The organism is Rossellomorea orangium, from assembly GCF_019334305.1.
Taxonomy (GTDB): Bacteria; Bacillota; Bacilli; order Bacillales; family Bacillaceae_B; genus Rossellomorea.
Genome location: NZ_JAHWGH010000017.1, coordinates 1 through 17,015, shown reverse-complemented (window position 1 = coordinate 17,015; position 17,015 = coordinate 1). Strand labels below are relative to the sequence as shown.

At 40.0% G+C, this 17,015-nt stretch carries 17 protein-coding genes; 10 read left to right on the top strand and 7 right to left on the bottom strand.

Features of this window, described 5'->3' with window-relative positions; translation table 11 throughout:
• Window positions 1–14: 14 nt before the first annotated feature.
• From KYJ26_RS14685 to KYJ26_RS14670, 4 genes are all read right to left on the bottom strand, one after another.
• Window positions 15–308 carry a hypothetical protein gene (locus KYJ26_RS14685; protein WP_219168146.1) on the bottom strand — a complete coding sequence of 98 codons (294 nt, stop codon included), beginning with the start codon at window positions 306–308 and terminating at the stop codon, window positions 15–17.
• A 78-nt stretch (window positions 309–386) separates the two neighbouring features.
• The gene (locus KYJ26_RS14680; RefSeq protein ID WP_219168145.1) at window positions 387–1,115 is read right to left on the bottom strand and encodes a LamB/YcsF family protein; all 729 of its coding nucleotides are present in this window, start codon (window positions 1,113–1,115) and stop codon (window positions 387–389) included.
• 462 nt (window positions 1,116–1,577) lie between these two features.
• Window positions 1,578–1,754 carry a hypothetical protein gene (locus KYJ26_RS14675; protein ID WP_219168144.1) on the bottom strand — a complete coding sequence of 59 codons (177 nt, stop codon included), beginning with the start codon at window positions 1,752–1,754 and terminating at the stop codon, window positions 1,578–1,580.
• A gap of 129 nt (window positions 1,755–1,883) precedes the next feature.
• Window positions 1,884–3,104 (bottom strand): MFS transporter, encoded by a 1,221-nt coding sequence (locus KYJ26_RS14670; RefSeq protein ID WP_219168143.1) that lies wholly within the window; start codon window positions 3,102–3,104, stop codon window positions 1,884–1,886.
• A 347-nt stretch (window positions 3,105–3,451) separates the two neighbouring features.
• On the opposite strand from KYJ26_RS14670, the gene KYJ26_RS14665 reads away from it, so the two are divergent.
• Both KYJ26_RS14665 and KYJ26_RS14660 read left to right on the top strand, forming a co-directional pair.
• Window positions 3,452–4,132 carry a response regulator transcription factor gene (locus KYJ26_RS14665; protein ID WP_219168142.1) on the top strand — a complete coding sequence of 227 codons (681 nt, stop codon included), beginning with the start codon at window positions 3,452–3,454 and terminating at the stop codon, window positions 4,130–4,132.
• Window positions 4,129–5,538, top strand: a complete 1,410-nt coding sequence (locus tag KYJ26_RS14660) for a HAMP domain-containing sensor histidine kinase (protein WP_257475065.1) — start codon at window positions 4,129–4,131, stop codon at window positions 5,536–5,538. The genes KYJ26_RS14665 and KYJ26_RS14660 overlap by 4 nt, the downstream gene beginning before the upstream one ends.
• 24 nt (window positions 5,539–5,562) lie before the next feature.
• On the opposite strand, the gene KYJ26_RS14655 is transcribed toward KYJ26_RS14660, so the two are convergent.
• A complete protein-coding gene (locus KYJ26_RS14655) occupies window positions 5,563–6,078 on the bottom strand; it encodes an Hsp20/alpha crystallin family protein (protein WP_219168141.1) in 516 nt (171 codons plus the stop codon).
• A 542-nt stretch (window positions 6,079–6,620) separates the two neighbouring features.
• Between KYJ26_RS14655 and KYJ26_RS14650 the strand changes: the two genes are divergently transcribed.
• The 3 genes from KYJ26_RS14650 to KYJ26_RS14640 all read left to right on the top strand — a co-directional run bounded on the left by KYJ26_RS14650 (window position 6,621) and on the right by KYJ26_RS14640 (window position 11,020).
• A complete protein-coding gene (locus KYJ26_RS14650; protein WP_219168140.1) occupies window positions 6,621–9,467 on the top strand; it encodes a 2-oxoglutarate dehydrogenase E1 component in 2,847 nt (948 codons plus the stop codon).
• A gap of 19 nt (window positions 9,468–9,486) precedes the next feature.
• Complete coding sequence (odhB, locus tag KYJ26_RS14645; RefSeq protein ID WP_219168139.1) at window positions 9,487–10,713, top strand: 2-oxoglutarate dehydrogenase complex dihydrolipoyllysine-residue succinyltransferase; 1,227 nt, start codon at window positions 9,487–9,489, stop codon at window positions 10,711–10,713.
• 169 nt (window positions 10,714–10,882) lie between these two features.
• Complete coding sequence (locus tag KYJ26_RS14640) at window positions 10,883–11,020, top strand: hypothetical protein (protein ID WP_219168138.1); 138 nt, start codon at window positions 10,883–10,885, stop codon at window positions 11,018–11,020.
• A 73-nt stretch (window positions 11,021–11,093) separates the two neighbouring features.
• On the opposite strand, the gene sda is transcribed toward KYJ26_RS14640, so the two are convergent.
• On the bottom strand, window positions 11,094–11,228 hold the full coding sequence (sda, locus tag KYJ26_RS14635) for a sporulation histidine kinase inhibitor Sda (protein ID WP_201715126.1): 135 nt from the start codon (window positions 11,226–11,228) through the stop codon (window positions 11,094–11,096).
• Window positions 11,229–11,611: 383 nt separating this feature from the next.
• Between sda and KYJ26_RS14630 the strand changes: the two genes are divergently transcribed.
• From KYJ26_RS14630 to KYJ26_RS14620, 3 genes are all read left to right on the top strand, one after another.
• Window positions 11,612–13,249, top strand: coding sequence for an AMP-binding protein (locus KYJ26_RS14630; protein WP_219168595.1), 1,638 nt, complete (start codon window positions 11,612–11,614; stop codon window positions 13,247–13,249).
• A 182-nt stretch (window positions 13,250–13,431) separates the two neighbouring features.
• Complete coding sequence (locus tag KYJ26_RS24300) at window positions 13,432–14,307, top strand: gamma-glutamylcyclotransferase family protein (RefSeq protein WP_219168137.1); 876 nt, start codon at window positions 13,432–13,434, stop codon at window positions 14,305–14,307.
• A 128-nt stretch (window positions 14,308–14,435) separates the two neighbouring features.
• Complete coding sequence (locus KYJ26_RS14620) at window positions 14,436–15,062, top strand: DedA family protein (protein WP_219168136.1); 627 nt, start codon at window positions 14,436–14,438, stop codon at window positions 15,060–15,062.
• 30 nt (window positions 15,063–15,092) lie between these two features.
• Here the strand turns inward: KYJ26_RS14620 and KYJ26_RS14615 are convergent, their stop codons facing one another.
• Window positions 15,093–15,422: a hypothetical protein gene (locus KYJ26_RS14615; protein ID WP_219168135.1), complete on the bottom strand. Its 330-nt coding sequence runs from the start codon at window positions 15,420–15,422 to the stop codon at window positions 15,093–15,095.
• A gap of 212 nt (window positions 15,423–15,634) precedes the next feature.
• Here KYJ26_RS14615 and KYJ26_RS14610 point away from each other — a divergent pair, with 212 nt between their 5' ends.
• Together KYJ26_RS14610 and KYJ26_RS14605 are read left to right on the top strand one after the other, a co-directional pair.
• Complete coding sequence (locus tag KYJ26_RS14610; protein WP_219168134.1) at window positions 15,635–15,838, top strand: DUF6501 family protein; 204 nt, start codon at window positions 15,635–15,637, stop codon at window positions 15,836–15,838.
• A gap of 121 nt (window positions 15,839–15,959) precedes the next feature.
• The gene (locus KYJ26_RS14605) at window positions 15,960–16,865 is read left to right on the top strand and encodes a GNAT family N-acetyltransferase (protein WP_219168133.1); all 906 of its coding nucleotides are present in this window, start codon (window positions 15,960–15,962) and stop codon (window positions 16,863–16,865) included.
• Window positions 16,866–17,015 lie beyond the last annotated feature (150 nt).

Here is a 17,015-nt window from a genome sequence, read left to right as displayed (position 1 = left end):
CTGTTTTCGCTCCTTTACTGACAAGGTGATTCACGATTTTCAATGATCGTGTAGCTTTTCCGCTCAAATGTAGCATTGAAACACTTTCCCTCTGTTGTTTTATAAAGAGCCTTATAGATTTTTTTATTTGTGGTTGTTGTATGAGTTTGAATGATTCCCACAATCGTGGACCGGGGGGAAACGGTATGAATGGTTGACTCTATACCGGAATGCAATAGGACCCGCTTGTACGAGTAAATCACAATGACGAATCCGACTATAAAGATAAAAATCCACCTAAATCCTTTTAAAAGTATTGTCTTGTTCATGTAAAACCCTCCATATCCACCACTAACCTATTGAATCCCAATTAGTGAAAGGGATGAAAAGGGCATATGCGCCCTGTATCATACCCTTAACTTATTATATAAACGTTTAGCGAGGGATAGAGCTGCTTCGTTATCCCCGTGTAGACAAACGGTGTCTGCCTGGATGGATACGATTTTACCATCAATTGACATCACTTCTTGTTTTTCCACCATACGAAGGACCTGTTTTTCTACTTCGTTCTCATCATGAAGAACTGAATGTGGAAGAGAGCGAGGAGTCAATGAACCGTCTGATTGATAGGCTCGATCTGCAAAAACTTCATGAGCGACATGTAAACCGACTTCATCACCTGCTCTTGTTAATTCACTTTGAGATAGACCAAATAGAGTGAGGGACGGGTCAAAGTCATATACGGCTTCAGCAATCGATTTAGCCAGTGCGAAATCCTTCGCAGCCATATTGTATAAAGCACCATGAGGCTTCACATGAGATAAAACACCTCCCTGTGCCTCTACAAAGGCGTAAAGAGCACCCATTTGATATTGAATAAGAGCATAAGCCTCTTCAGGTGAAATATGCATCATTCTCCTGCCAAAGCCTTGAATGTCAGGCAGTCCCGGATGGGCGCCGATTTTCACATTATGCTTCATGGCATTTGTTACAGTATGTTTCATTACAAGGGGATCACCTGCATGAAAACCACAAGCGATATTAACAGAGGTGACATAATTCATCATGTCTTCATCTTTACCAATTGTATATGCACCAAAGCTTTCTCCTAAATCACAATTTAAATCGATTTTCATTTTTTCATCCTTTCAAGCATGAGAATGTATTATAACATTCTGAATTCTTCTACATCATATCATAAAACCCGATGTTCTGTTTCCTTTTGATTAAGGACTTCACGGTCAAAAAGGTATTTTCTCATCAAATTTTAATCTTGTTTTAATAGAGTTCACTTTTTTGAAAGATACAATGAATCTTGCTTATGAATAAGGATTTATCACTCCCTAAACAGAATGGAAAGTGGGGTAGCTTTCTCAATCTGTTTAAATCTTTATTATGTAAGACCCATTCTAATTTCTTTCCTTTGAAGACAAAAGCCTTGCTGAAGCTTTTGTCTTCTTTTTTTAGGTTTGAGAAAACTGTGAGTATAGATATTGATCAGTATCCTTTAGGGTGAGAAGGTGTAAATGGAGGAAAAAAGATCATTCAAAAAAAGAGGCAGAGAAAAATTTCTCTGCCAGTCTGTATATGTATTCAGGTTATTGGGGATGATTCAGCTTTAATTTCACTTTATAGAACCATTCTTTCATTTTACCTTCAGTATTATCCTCTTTAGATGGATTCTCCATGATTCTTTTCCGCAAAAAATAATAAACCATCTCTTCCGACAGGGTGAGCAGGATAAAGAAAGAAACGATTACAATGACCCACGTCATACTTATTCCCCCTTTGCTTCTCTTCCATATTTATGGTTATATCTACCACGATATGAAAAAAATAAACCATATACGGTAGGGAATGTGGTGGAACGCTATAAAGAACGGAGCCTTGGCTCCGTTCTTTGGTCATGCCTTTCTCGTTGAAAGTGAATGCGGATCTGAAACCGGAATTTTAATGAGAAACATCCCGATGAGACACGAAAAAATGCTGAGAATAATAAAAATGATAAAAATGGTCATCGGTTCAATCAATGCCACTATCGGAGGGCCAAGGGCGACTCCCGTAAACCTCATGGAACTGTAAATCGAGGTTACTGTTCCACGATGTTCTTTTTCGATACCTTCTGTAATCAATGCATCCAGACAAGGCAATGCTGCCCCCATGCCAATTCCTGCAATAGAAAAGATGCCTATTATCACCCATTTACCTTCGCTGAATAATAGAGGGAGAAATGCAATAGAGCTCATTAAGGAACCTAATACAATGACCCACTTCATTTTATTTTTGCTCTTACCAATTAATTTCCCCGTAATGTATGAGGTCAAGCATAAAAATAGTAGGGGTACGGCCAGATACAGACCTTTTATGATCCCGTTGATATGATAAGCCTGTTCCAGTCGGGTTGATAAATAATACAGAAATCCAAATAAAATGAACATAGAAAGGATACCGATGATAAAGATACCAAAAATCCATTTCTTTTCTTTTTTAAGGACCACCTTAACTTCGTGGATGAACTCTTTGATAGACTGTTTTGCCTCTTCCCCTTTTTTAGGAGGCACTTTTACCATGAAAAGGATCAGAACAATTGAAAGTGTTGAAAAGAGAGGGATTGAAAAAAAAGGAATGTACCAGATCCAGGCAGCAAATAAAGCGCCTAATATCGGACTCAATACTTTACCAAACGTATTTGACGTTTCAATCAGTCCCAGCCCTTTGGTTATCTGATCATCATCTTCATACAAATCCCCAACTGTTGGAATGACGACCGGAAAGGCTCCTGCTGCACCTATCCCTTGTATGACCCTGCCGATGATCACAAAGAAATAGGCATTTGATCCATAAATGGACGCAAAACCGCAAAGTATTCCACCAATTCCAGCAATGATGAGACTAGGGATCAATATTTTCTTTCTGCCGAAGCGATCGGACAAAAATCCCGCTATGGGAATGCAAAGAATTGCAATAATCGAATAGACCGTGATGATCAGACTTGATTGAAAGCCAGAAATCTTCAATTCTCTTTCCAATTGAGGGAGAACAGGAATTAACATGGAATTCCCAAGTGTCATAACTAAAGGAATAGATGATAATGCAAATAAATCCAACTTTTTCTTGCTTTCCATTTCGTGCACCTCATTCTCGTTTCTACAGAGCTTATTTTCTTCAAACAAGGTTATTTCATACTACGAATTTAATCACCTATAATTTTATTATGTAAACAATGGTATCTCTTAATAAAAATTCACCCTTTTCTCATTTCATTTTAATGATGGAAGAGGAAAATGAATGTATTGATAAAAGGGAGGTTAGAACCATGTGGATTCGAATTATTCCTGTTTTATTTTTCAGTTTTACCGCCATTACCTTAATGACTTATCAAGGTATCGAAATATTCCATGCCCTTAATGATTTTATTTTTAATAAAAGTAAACTAAAATAACATGTAAGAAGCTTTAGAGCAGGTGATTGTATGAAAAGGATCTTGGTCATTGAAGATGAAAAAAATCTATCCCGTTTTATCGAACTGGAACTTAAATATGAGGGTTATGATGTGGGTCTCGCATATGACGGAAGGGATGGTTTGGAAAAGTCACTGGAAGAGGAGTGGGACATCATCCTGTTGGACTTGATGCTCCCAGGTTTGAATGGTCTGGAAGTTTGCAGGAGAATACGTCAAGTGAAGTCCATTCCCATACTCATGATAACGGCAAGGGACAGTGTAATGGACCGTGTATCAGGGCTTGACAGCGGGGCGGATGATTATATTGTCAAACCTTTTGCAATTGAAGAATTGTTAGCTAGACTCAGGGCCGTATTCAGGCGTGCAATAAAAGAGGAAACGGTGGTCACCCAGACTACCTTTCATTTCCGGGATATCACTGTACACAAAGAGTCCAGACAGGTTTTTAAGCTTGAAGAAGAAATTGAGGTGACGAAGAGGGAATATGACCTTTTACTCGCCTTTTTGGAAAACAAGAATATTGTGTTGACCCGAGAAGTTCTTCTGAACAAGGTATGGGGGTATGACACTGAAGTAGAAACGAACGTCGTGGATGTGTATGTGAGGTATTTAAGGAATAAAATTGATTCACCTGGCGAAGATAGCTATATCCAAACGGTACGTGGGACGGGTTATGTGATGAGGACATGAATACATTCCTCAATCGTTTGAACCCTTCATCACTTAAGCTGAAGTGGGCTCTGGCCGCGGGCTCAGCCATATTCCTTGCATTTTTTCTGTTCAGTTTCTTTCAATATCATGCAATCAATAAATGGATGCTTGATGAAGAGGAAAACAATTTTGAACGGGTATTGGATGAAATTTCTGTATTTTTTAAACAAAGAGGACCCAATATTCAGCTTCAGGACATTTATGATAGCCGGGACTTGATGAAACAAATTGCAGAAAAGGACCAGACAATAAGGATTTTGGATCACCAAGGGGATCAAGTGTTGGAAATCAAAGGGGAAAATGAAGCTTCATTTTATGTACCCTTTCAGCAGGCAAAGTCCAAATCTGTGGCATTGATAGAATCCGAGGGGAAAAAGATGCTTATCGGACGCTCATCGATTCAATCAAGCGAGTTCAATGGATATGTAGAAATCATTCAGCCGTTGAACCGTTATGAAAAGATTAAGAAAAACCTTTTCTGGATGATGACTATAACTGGTATTTTGGCACTCCTGATCAGCGCAGTCGTTGGTTATTTCATGGCGAAAAGCTTTGTTCGACCATTGAATAAGCTTTCCGAAACGATGAGATCGATTGAACGGAAAGGGTTTCATGAAAGAGTCGAGATCGTCAAGGCTCATGATGAAATCAGTGATTTGTCACAGATCTTCAATAAGATGATGAGCCAAATCGAAAAATCCTTTCAACAACAACAGCAATTCGTGGAAGATGCTTCCCATGAATTGAGAACCCCCATCCAGGTACTTGAAGGGCATCTTGCTTTACTGAACCGCTGGGGAAAAAAAGATCCAACCATCCTGGAGGAATCTTTACAAGTATCATTAGAAGAACTGGAAAGAGTGAAGCGCCTTGTGGGTGAATTGCTGGAGCTCTCAAGGGCGGACCGGGAAAATTTCGATCTGGAAAATGCCCGTGCGAACGTTCAGAAAGTAGTGGATAAAGTGATAAGGGACTTTAGATTCCTTCATAAGAACTATACGTTCGCATCCTTGGATGAATTAGACCGGGAAGCTTTGGTTGCCATCATGCCACGGCATCTGGAGCAGATCATGATCATCCTCCTGGATAACGCCGTAAAGTATTCAGATGAACATTCCACCATCGAAGTGAAGCTTTCGGATCATCAGGGGGAACTAATCGTAGAGGTAAAGGATGAGGGGATCGGTATTCCGGAAGAAGATCTCCCTAAGATTTTTGATCGTTTCTACCGCGTAGATAAGGCGAGAAGCCGGGAAAAGGGCGGATATGGACTGGGATTGGCCATTGCATCAAAACTAATCCAAAACTATGAGGGATACATCACTGCCTTTAGAAACCAACCAGATGGAACTGTTATCCGGCTATCCCTTAAATACGTCCGATGAATATTCACTTCATATATAGACGTCTCAATATTTTTCTGAGACGTCTATTTCTGTGTACTGCATATCAATGCTCTTAGGGATCCTGAGCTCCAGGATTCCTTCCTTGAACTGAGCCACAGCCCCTTTTTTCTTTACTAAACAAGGAAGAGTGATCACTTGTCTTTCTTCACTCCCCGGGATGTTTTCTATGATTGCCTGGTTGGAGGTGTGGAAGATTTTCAGGTGTTTCATCCATTCTTCGTTCGGAATATGAAAACGTATATAAATATCTTCAAATGTTTCAAAGACAGTTACTGGAATGGATGAGGAGTGGGAATGGTATCCTTTCTCATTCTTCTCTTTTTGCCCCTGATTCCCCATAGGGTTCATGAAGGATTGAGCCCCATTCATCATATCATTAGGATTCATCATGCTCTCCCAACCGCCAGGGAACATTTTCTGCATCATTCCTTGTATATAGGAATCCATTTCTTTCGGGTTCATCTGGTTCATTTGATCTTTCATACCTTTATTGAAAGGAAATAAACTCCATGGGAACATGTGAACCACCTCACTTTAAACTGTATTGGTTGATTTGCTTTTAGTTTTATACTATGCAATGGGTGGGCGATGAGTTCATTTTTCAAGAGGAAGATGCGGCCAGCAACCTAAAAATCTGTATCTATCACTCTATAAATTTCTAACAAAATAAAAAATACATGAAATCAGCAAAAAATATTTGGTTTTTTTAGGTAACAGTAGTAAGATGGTTTATGAAAAAAGTACCCTCACGGGATACAAGAAGGTGAAAGAGAAAGCGCTTAATAGAATATTATTTCAGAATAGTCGATTTAAGAAAGGGTTTTCCCAATGTTTATTATGGGAATATAAGTAATAGCCGCATGTGAAATGTGGAAAACAAAATTTTGAGAAATTTGTTATAAAGACTTTATCTTACCACTGCACAGTGATAAAATGTCCTTGTAAGCGTTTTAATGCAGTAAAAATTACTATTCTTGCATAATGAAAAACGATAAGTGAACTGTAAGAATACATGATACCCAAATTATACTAACTGGCAAAATAGTTGGAGGTTTTTCACAATGAAAAAGCAATCTGCACATGGGGAACCGTGGCAATCGTTTTACGGACCAAACCTGGGTTATGTGATGGAGGTTTATGAACAATTCCTTGAAGATCCAACTGAGGTAGATCCTGAGCTGAAGGAATTATTTGAACAATGGGGACCTCCCACCGTTGAAGATGTCAAGGTCATCGCTAGCGCTCAACACGGTGATTCGTCATTCACATTACCAGAACAGCCAACCGCTCTGAGCAAAATGGTGGCTGCGGTTAAATTAGCAGATAATATTCGTACATATGGTCATTTGGCTGCGGATATTAATCCCCTGAATGATCGGAATAAGGATACTAGAAGAATCGAACTTTCGGAGTTCAACCTGACCGAAGAAGATCTAAAGCAGATCCCGGTTGATTTCTTATGTCCGAATGCACCTTCCCATATTAAGGATGGGCTCGAGGCGATCAATCATTTAAGACAAGTCTATACAAATAAATTAGCTTTTGAATATGCTCATGTGCATGAACTTGAAGAAAAGAACTGGTTAAGGGAAAAGATTGAATCGGAATCCTATTTCGCTCCTCTATCAAAGGATAAAAAAGTCGCATTGTTAAAGCGCCTTGCTCAAGTGGATGGATTTGAAAAATATGTTCATCGTACATTCGTAGGACAAAAGCGCTTCTCGATTGAAGGATTGGATACAATGGTTCCACTTCTTGACGAGATGATCCGTTATTCTGTTGAATCTGGAGCTAAAACGGTCAACATTGGAATGGCCCATCGGGGACGCTTAAACGTATTGGCACATGTGATCGGTAAGCCGTATGAAATGATCTTTGCAGAATTCCAGCATGCACCAAGCAAGGATTTAATACCTTCTGAAGGTTCCATCGGAATCACCTTTGGCTGGACAGGAGACGTCAAGTATCATCTGGGAGCAGACAGGGAAATATCTCCCCAACAGTCACCTACGGCACGTGCAAGGGTGACGCTTGCCAACAATCCAAGTCATTTGGAGGTCGTGAGCCCGATCGTTGCAGGATATACCCGTGCAGCTCAGGAAGTCCGTGAAGACAGAGGATATCCTGAGCAGTCACCTGAATCATCATATGCAGTGATGATTCATGGAGATGCGGCATTTCCTGGCCAGGGTGTGGTAGCAGAGACATTAAATATGAGTCAACTGAGAGGTTATAATACTGGTGGCTCAATTCATCTTATCGCGAACAATATGATTGGCTTCACAACTGAAAGCCGTGATTCACGTTCGACAAAGTATGCATCTGATACTGCAAAAGGTTTCGAGGTGCCTATCGTGCACGTCAATGCAGATGATCCAGAAGCCTGTCTCGCAGCTGCAGTCCTTGCCTATGAATATCGTAAAACATTTGGAAAAGATTTTGTCATTGATCTAATCGGTTACCGCCGTTTTGGTCACAATGAAATGGATGAACCGATGGTGACGAATCCTTTGATGTATTCAATCATTCAGAATCACCCGAATGTGAAGAAGATGTATGCAGATAAGCTTATCTCCGAGGGGATTTTAAAAGAAGAAGAAATCGAAAAGATGGATACTGAAATTGAAGAAGAATTAAAAGCGGCGTATGAAAAGGTGCCTGCGAAGGACGATGATCCCGATACAGTTCTTGCTCCTCCTGAGTATGTAGCGAATGGACTGCCGGAAATCAATACAAGCGTCGATTTCGATAAGCTGGAAGGGCTGAACAGTGAATTGCTTGAATGGCCGGATGGCTTTAATGTGTTCAAGAAATTAGAGCGCATATTAAAGAGACGCAGTCAGGTATTTGAAGGAAAAGGGAAAATCGATTGGGCCCATGCAGAAACTCTTGCTTTTGCTTCGATTTTAAAGGATGGTACCCCAATCCGGTTGACTGGTCAGGACTCTGAGAGGGGGACATTCGCTCAGCGCCATCTGGTGCTTCATGATGAGAAATCAGGTGAGGAATATATTCCCTTACACAATCTCAAGGATAGCCACGCATCTTTTGTCGTGCACAACAGCCCTCTTACTGAAACCGCGGTTGTCGGATATGAATATGGGTACAATGTGTTTGCTCCTGAAACACTGGTTCTATGGGAAGCGCAATTTGGAGATTTCTCAAATATGGCACAAGTGATGTTTGATCAATTCATTTCAGCCGGACGTGCAAAATGGGGCCAAAAAACAGGTCTTGTCATGCTTCTCCCGCATGGATATGAAGGACAGGGTCCTGAACACTCAAGTGCCCGCCTGGAGAGATTCTTACAGCTTGGTGGCGAATATAACTGGACTGTCGCTAACTGTTCAACAGCCGGTCAATATTTCCATATCTTAAGGCGTCAGGCTGCCATCTTACAAAAAGATGAAGTCAGACCACTGGTCATCATGACGCCGAAAAGCTTACTTCGAAATCAGTATGCTGCTGTCACAGCTGAAGAATTGGCACATGGTGAATTTCATCCAGTCCTTGAGCAAAAGGGTCTTGGGGAAGATTCGAATGCAGTTGAAAGGATTGTATTATGCAGTGGTAAAATTGCCATCGACTTAGAAGAGAAGCTACAGGATATCGAAGATAAAGATTGGTTGCATATTCTTAGAGTCGAAGAAATCTATCCGTTTCCTAAAGGGGATATCACTGCCATATTAGAGAGATATCCAAACCTTAAAGAATTGGTCTGGATCCAGGAAGAACCTAAGAATATGGGCGCATGGACCTTTGCAGAGCCACGCCTCAGGGATATTGCACCAGAGGGTGTAGAAGTGCATTATGTCGGCCGCCGCAGACGTTCAAGTCCATCAGAAGGTGAACCGACTGTACACAAAAAAGAACAATCACGGATTATCAGAGAAGCGTTAACCCGATAAGAAAGAGGAGGACATCACAGTGGCAGAAATTAAAGTTCCAGAATTAGCAGAATCAATAACAGAAGGTACGATTGCCCAATGGTTGAAGCAGCCTGGGGATTATGTTGAAAAAGGCGAATATATTGTCGAGCTTGAAACGGACAAAGTAAATGTTGAAGTCATTTCAGAAGAAGCTGGTACGATCCAGGAACTGAAAGCCGATGAAGGCGATACCGTTGAAGTTGGGCAAGTGATTGCCATCGTTGGTGCAGGAGGAGAAGCTCCTTCCACTCCTGAAGCAAAAGAAGAGGCTACTAAACAAGAAGAGAAGGAAGAGAGCAAGAAAGAAGAAGCACCTGTGAAAGAGGACAAAAAGAATCGTCCAATCGCTTCTCCGGCTGCACGTAAATTAGCACGTGAAAAAGGCATCGACCTCTCGGATGTACCAACAGATCCACTTGGCCGTGTACGTAAACAGGACATCGAGGCCTATAGCAATAAGCCAGCTGAAGCTTCCAAGCCTTCTCCACAGGAAAAGAAAGCGCCTGCTAAGAAAGATGATGGAAAGCCGGTAGTACGTGAGAAAATGTCCCGTCGTCGTCAAACGATTGCGAAACGACTAGTCGAGGTTCAGCAAACTGCTGCCATGTTAACGACGTTCAATGAAATCGATATGAGCAAAGTCATGGAGCTCCGCAAACGCAAAAAAGACAAATTCTTCGATGACCATGATGTAAGACTTGGTTTCATGAGTTTCTTCACTAAAGCGGTCGTTGCGGCTCTGAAGAAATACCCTTATGTAAATGCTGAAATCGATGGGGATGAAATTGTCCTGAAGAAATTCTATGATGTCGGTGTAGCCGTATCAACGGATGATGGACTGGTTGTACCTGTGGTACGCGATTGTGAACGCAAGAATTTTGCAGAAATTGAAGGCGAAATTATGGAACTTGCTACTAAGGCAAGAAACAATAAACTATCTTTAGGAGATCTTCAAGGTGGTTCATTCACCATTACAAATGGTGGAGTATTTGGTTCACTCTTATCTACTCCAATCTTAAATGGACCTCAAGTCGGAATTTTAGGAATGCACAAAATTCAACTCCGTCCTGTAGCCATTGATAAAGATACAATGGAGAATCGTCCGATGATGTATATTGCATTATCATATGACCATAGAATCATTGATGGTAAAGAAGCTGTAGGCTTCCTTGCAATGGTTAAAGACTTACTTGAAAACCCGGAAGATTTGCTTCTTGAAGGTTAATTCATTCTGATTGAATAGTGATAGATGAATGTTTGGCTGATTCATATGACCATTTTAGGTCTATGAGTCAGCTTTTTTTTTCACCATTTTTCACCAATCACATAAAATATGGATAAGTATAATAAAGTTTACTTCGGGAAACTTTCGGACAAATTAGAGAGGTGTAATTATGAAACCGTATCATTCAAAAAAAATCATTCAATATTCCTATTTTTTTCATAAGTTGGGACTGCTCGATAGTGAGCAATATAAACAAATCGAGGAATATCATGGATCGAAGGAAATGAAAAAAGACAGACTCAAATAAATTTGGGTCTGTCATCACAATGGTATCTCAGGGGGTGAGATAAAAGCCTTGAATTCTAATTATGTTTAAACAGTCAAGATTTCCTAAAAGGTTTTAATCCACGGTTACGAATTTCTTTCTTAAGAAGCATAATCCAGTCTTGATCATTCCCTTGTTTCTCAGCATCACGATAAGCTGCCACCAACTGTTCATTACTTAAGATTTTCATGACCAACCTCCCAGGAAATGTATAAAATATAGAATTTTCTATATTTTCTATATATTCTACATAGAAAACCTACATTTGAAAAGAGTTTTTTCGTAAATCACGTCAAAAGTTGTATTTTTAGTTATTTTGTTGATTTTGGTTTAGGTGAGGCGATTTTTGTCTATAATGTTTAGTTAAACCATTTTTATATTGTGGAATTTTGTAGTTTACTAAACTACTTAAATTTCTAAAGCATAAAGGTGGATTGATTAGTTTGAAAATTTAAATTTTTGTGATAATATACACGAATAGGGAACTAAATTTTTCACCTCAAGGATTACATACGCTCGCAGGGTTCCAAGCATCTTTCGGTCTAAGTAAAGGGGGATATTCATTTGTCGGAGATTTTACACACTACAGTAGGGGAACTTCTTGAAGAAAAAGCACGAATTCAGCCTGATATCGAGGCAGTCGTTTATGCGGACAGAGGATTGCGATGGTCATATCATGAATTTAATCAACTGTGCAGACAGGCTGCAAAAGGATTCATGAAGCTGGGTATCGATAAAGGGGATCACATTGCCATATGGGCATCAAATACTCCAGAATGGTTAGTGAGCCAATTCTCAACAGGTAAAATGGGCGCGGTCCTGGTAACCGTGAATACCAATTATCGAACCGCGGAATTAGAATATTTGTTAAAGCAGTCTGACAGTCAGACGATCATTCTAATGGAAGGCTTCAGAGGTGCGTCTTATATAGACATGTTATATGAAATCTGTCCGGAGTTAAACTCTTGCAAGCCGGGGGAATTAATGAGTAAAAAACTTCCTTTTTTGAAAAACGTCATTGTTCTGGGGGAGAATTCCTATCCGGGTACATATAGCTGGCAGGATATTTTGGACAAAGGGAAGGAAACCGATGACAAAGAGTTGGACGAAAGACTTTCAAGCCTTTCCCCCCAAGACGTTATTAATATGCAATATACATCGGGGACGACGGGATTTCCAAAAGGGGTCATGCTCACACACTCCAATATCGTAAACAACGGTTATAACATAGCCGGGTGCATGAGGCTCAGTCAAAAAGACCGTCTTTGCATACCTGTTCCATTCTTTCATTGTTTCGGGTGTGTATTAGGTGTACTTGCATGTGTTTCCGTGGGAGCTACAATGGTTCCATTACAGGAATTCGATCCTCGTCAGGTCTTAAAGACCGTACAGGATGAAAAATGTACGGGACTCCATGGAGTACCGACCATGTTCATATCAGAACTGAATCTCCCTGACTTCGATCAATACGATTTGTCTCATCTGCGTACCGGTATCATGGCAGGAAGCAATTGTCCAATTGAAGTAATGAAAGGTGTCATGGATAAAATGGGAGCGGATGAAATCACGATTGCCTATGGCCAGACCGAGTCATCACCGGTGATCACACAGACACGCACTCATGATCCGATCGAATTAAAAGTAGAGACCGTAGGAAAAGCACTTCCGAATGTTGAGGTGAAGATCGTGGAACCTGGTTCAAACCGGGAAGTACCAAATGGAGTCCAGGGTGAATTATGTACCAGGGGCTACCATGTTATGAAAGGGTACTATAAAAATGAAGAGGCTACGAGACTTGCCATCGACGATCAAGGCTGGCTACATACAGGTGATCTGGCCGTTATGGATGAACATGGATATTGCAGGATTACCGGAAGGCTTAAAGATATGATCATTCGAGGTGGTGAGAATATTTACCCGAGAGAAATTGAAGAGTTCCTTTATTCCCACCCTAAGGTGTTGGATGTACAAGTAATTGGCATCCCAGATGAGGTATATGGTGAGGAAGTCATGGCTTGGATCATTCTCAAAGAAGGTCACAAGGCAACGTCTGAAGAAATCAGAGAGTATTGTACCGGTAAGATTTCCCGACATAAAATTCCAAGGTATATAGAATTTACTGATTCTTACCCAATGACAGCCTCTGGAAAGATACAAAAATTCCGATTAAGAGAGCAGGCAAGACAAACGGCCATACCAAAAAGTAACTGAATAATTGAAAGCGTTTCCCATAGGGCATTCCTGTCATGACAGGAATGCCCTATTACACTATATCCCTATTCTTTGAGTATGTTTAACTGAAATTTGATCGGCCATTTGATAAAATATAGAAAAGTAAATTTCATTGTTTCACAATAATAAAGTTATGTTAACCAAGGGGAAGGGGTAAAACTGTGTACGTTTTTGTTTATGGTACGTTAAGAAGACATGAAAGTAATCATACACTATTGAAGGAATCTTTATTAATCAGGGAGCAAGCCTGGGTTGAGGGAGTTCTTTACGAGACTAGTAGAGGGTATCCCGCCCTTAGAGAAGGGGATGGAAGAGTCTATGGAGAATTGTATAAGATTAACTCAGATATATTATCAAAAGTGGATGAACTTGAGGATTTCTTGGAAGGCAGAGAAGACAACCTCTATATTCGGAAGATAAAAAAAGTTGCTACTGATACAGGAGAATATGAAGCGTTTGTATATTATTCTGAAAACGAAGCATTATTTCAAGGAGAAATTCCTTCAGGGGACTGGAAAGTTCATCAATATCTAAAGGAAAAACCTGAAGGAACCCTTTATTTTGCATACGGTTCCTGCATGGATGATGATCGCTTTAAAAAAGCTGGAGTAGATCGTTATTTCGCAAACTGCCTTGGTGCCGGTGAATTGGAAGGTTATACGATGAAATATCTTTTTCAAGTTGATGATGGAGGTCGAGGAGACATTGTAGAAGATGGCGGGACAATGGAAGGCGTCGTCTATGAAATCCCTCAGCAGGCAGTAGAATACTTGTTTACGAGGGAGGGTGTGACACCTGGCTGGTACAGAGCCGCTTTCATTGACATTACAATTGACGGTACCCGCCATAAAGATGTGTTGACCTTTATTGTAAAAGCGAAATATGAAGAAACATGTCCTCCCGATCATTACGCAAGGGAAATCCTTCGAGGGAGTCTTCCTCACGTAAGCATGGCATACCATGAAAAGTTACAAAAACAATTAACGGAAATAGGTATGACAAAGGAACAAGTACAGAATCTTTTAAAGCCAAGTTAAACAGGTAAATTCATTAAGTTAATTCTATTCTGAAATGGTTTTCTCTCCCGTAAGCGGGTGATTCATTGGTAAGCGTCTAGGAATCTCAATGGGCGGAACGAATCGCAGGAAGTGAAAAGAGGTGTGTGATGGACTTTTTACTTGAGTTGGTAGATCAAATTGGATATTTGGCCATGTTCCTTTTTAGCTGGGTTGTATTTGTAGGCTTACCGGTACCAAACGAACTGGCTGCAGCATTAGCGGGATATCTTTCAGAATGGAGACATTTTGACCCTTACACCTCTTTTTTCTTTATGTACAGTGGGTTAATCTCCTATGGGATTTTTGCCTTCTTGAATGGAAGGTATTTAGGCTCAAAGGTAACTTCTCGTATGATGAAGGGGAAAAAATCAAAAAAACTGATTGAAAATGGAGAGATCTGGTTGCATAAATATGGCCCTTTAGCCATTTCGTTCAGCTATTTTATACCTGGTGTCCGATTATTCATGCCTTACATTGCAGGTGCGTCAAAGGGAATCCCCTTTATGAAATTCCTTCTATATGCCCTTCCTTCAGCTTTCGTATGGGGATTTATCTATTTTCAGATTGGACGGTACTTTCCTAAAAGATTTCAGGCGATATTAGAGGAAGTGAGTGTAAAAGCAGGAATCTTCTTTGCTATCCTTTTTATCTCAATCATTATATACGTACTCATACACATCATGAAAAAAAGTACACTCACTACAAAATGGAAAAAAGTAAGATACCGAAAATAACAAAAGACTGATGGAAGTGTTGATTTGCCATCAGCCTTGTTCATCAATTATGATTGTAAAATACTTCCCAAACATACCCATCGCTTTAACAGTGATTCTTGAGCCATTCTCATCTTCATAGATCTTGCCGATCGTGTTGAACAGAAGGTATCCGTTCTTAATATTTGATCCTGTTTCGATCAGTGTTGTGTATGAATTGCCCTCTGATTTTTTCGTGCACGTTATTGATTCATGACATTCAATATTATATTCCTTCAAGAGCCATGAGTAGAACTGGGCTTCACTTGGTCTATGTGTACTCATATAGACAATCAGCATGAAAGAGAAGATCATTCCCATTCTGGTTAATTCTTTTTTCACTTGTACCTAACCTCTCCAAACATTTAATCTCCTATAATATACCATATAAAAAGATAGATGTGACAGATTTTGTGAAAAATATACAAATTACTTTTTTAATGAATCAATCGAAGAGAAACGAAATAGATACAATGCCGCAGGATAGTAGTTGAACAAATGAGCCTGTAAGAATATACTAGTAGCATAGTTCTCATTAAAAGGAGGTTGTTGATGTGATCCATAAGACTTGGACTGAGCACAATACTAATAAAAAGGTAAAATGTGTACATACTGATGCCAAAAAATACACAGTTGCTAATGTTCTCACCGTTGGAAAAGAATACGAAGTGAAGAATGAATCAGAAGATTACTTCTTCGTGATCGATGAGAGTGGAAAAATGGGTGGCTTTTACAAAGAGTACTTTGAAGAAGTATAATCCTTCTTCCAGCTGATTTCTCCCACATTCACGGGAGAAATCAGCTTTTTTTTGATCATTCAAATCCTCACATCGTTCGATCAAATTGCTGGGAAATTTAATATTAAACGGGGAGTAAAATATGAACGGATCATATAGTAAGCGAATCATATCCAAGGAGGATAAACCATCGCTTGTTAAGCTCTTTATGAACTATGAAAATGAGGTATATGGTGAAGTGCAAACAAGTGAAGGGGAATTACAGGAAATCCTTGAATTCATACCTGCAGGAGATCGGATCGGACTTTGGAAAGATGGGGATCTGGTGGCAGTTTCCATTTTGACAGAAAAAGATCACCGCCTACCTTCTTTGATTTTAGGCAAGCCTGACGAGAATCTTGGTATGTATATCGAAGAGATGGCAACAGAATTAATCAAATCAGCTAGAGCCCGAAAAGAACATATTTCCGATTCCAAAACAATTATATTATCAGCAAATCTCGATGCAGAGAAGAGGACATTTGAAAAAATTGGATTTACTCCGACCCGATACTGGTTTCAGATGAAAAAGAATCTCGAAGGTTTGGACAATCCGTCGATTCCCTCTTCTTATCGAATTTCTGAATTCAACCCTGATACTGAAGCACAGTCTCTTTATGAGACATTTGAGGACGTATTCTCAGATCATTTTGATTATCACCCCTCAGAATTTCAGGAATTCATTAAGAGATTCCAACGGCCATCATTTGATCCTACACTATGGTATCTCTTAAAAGAAGAAAACGATATGGTTGGATTTATCCTTTGTTCTGTTAATGAGGAAACTGAAATAGGGGAAATCTCCCATCTCGGGATCAGGAAGGACTGGCGTCGAAAAGGGCTAGCCCATCTCCTTCTTTCCTATGCCTTTTTAAAACTGAACGAACGGGGAATGAAAACCGCCGCACTCTCCGTCGACAGTGATAGCTACACCGACGCCACCATTGTCTACCAAAAAGCAGGTATGTATGTTTACAGAGGATTCACCCGGTACGATTTGAAAGTTTAGAAACTTAAAAACACCCGAACGGGGTGTTTTTTTAGGCTGTTTTCGCAAAGATTGTTGCTATTCTCATACAAATTAAGATTTACGATGCTCAGTCATTTAAGTTGTGGTGCAGGAGGGTGAAGGGAACTGCTCCGCTTTCCACGGACGTTC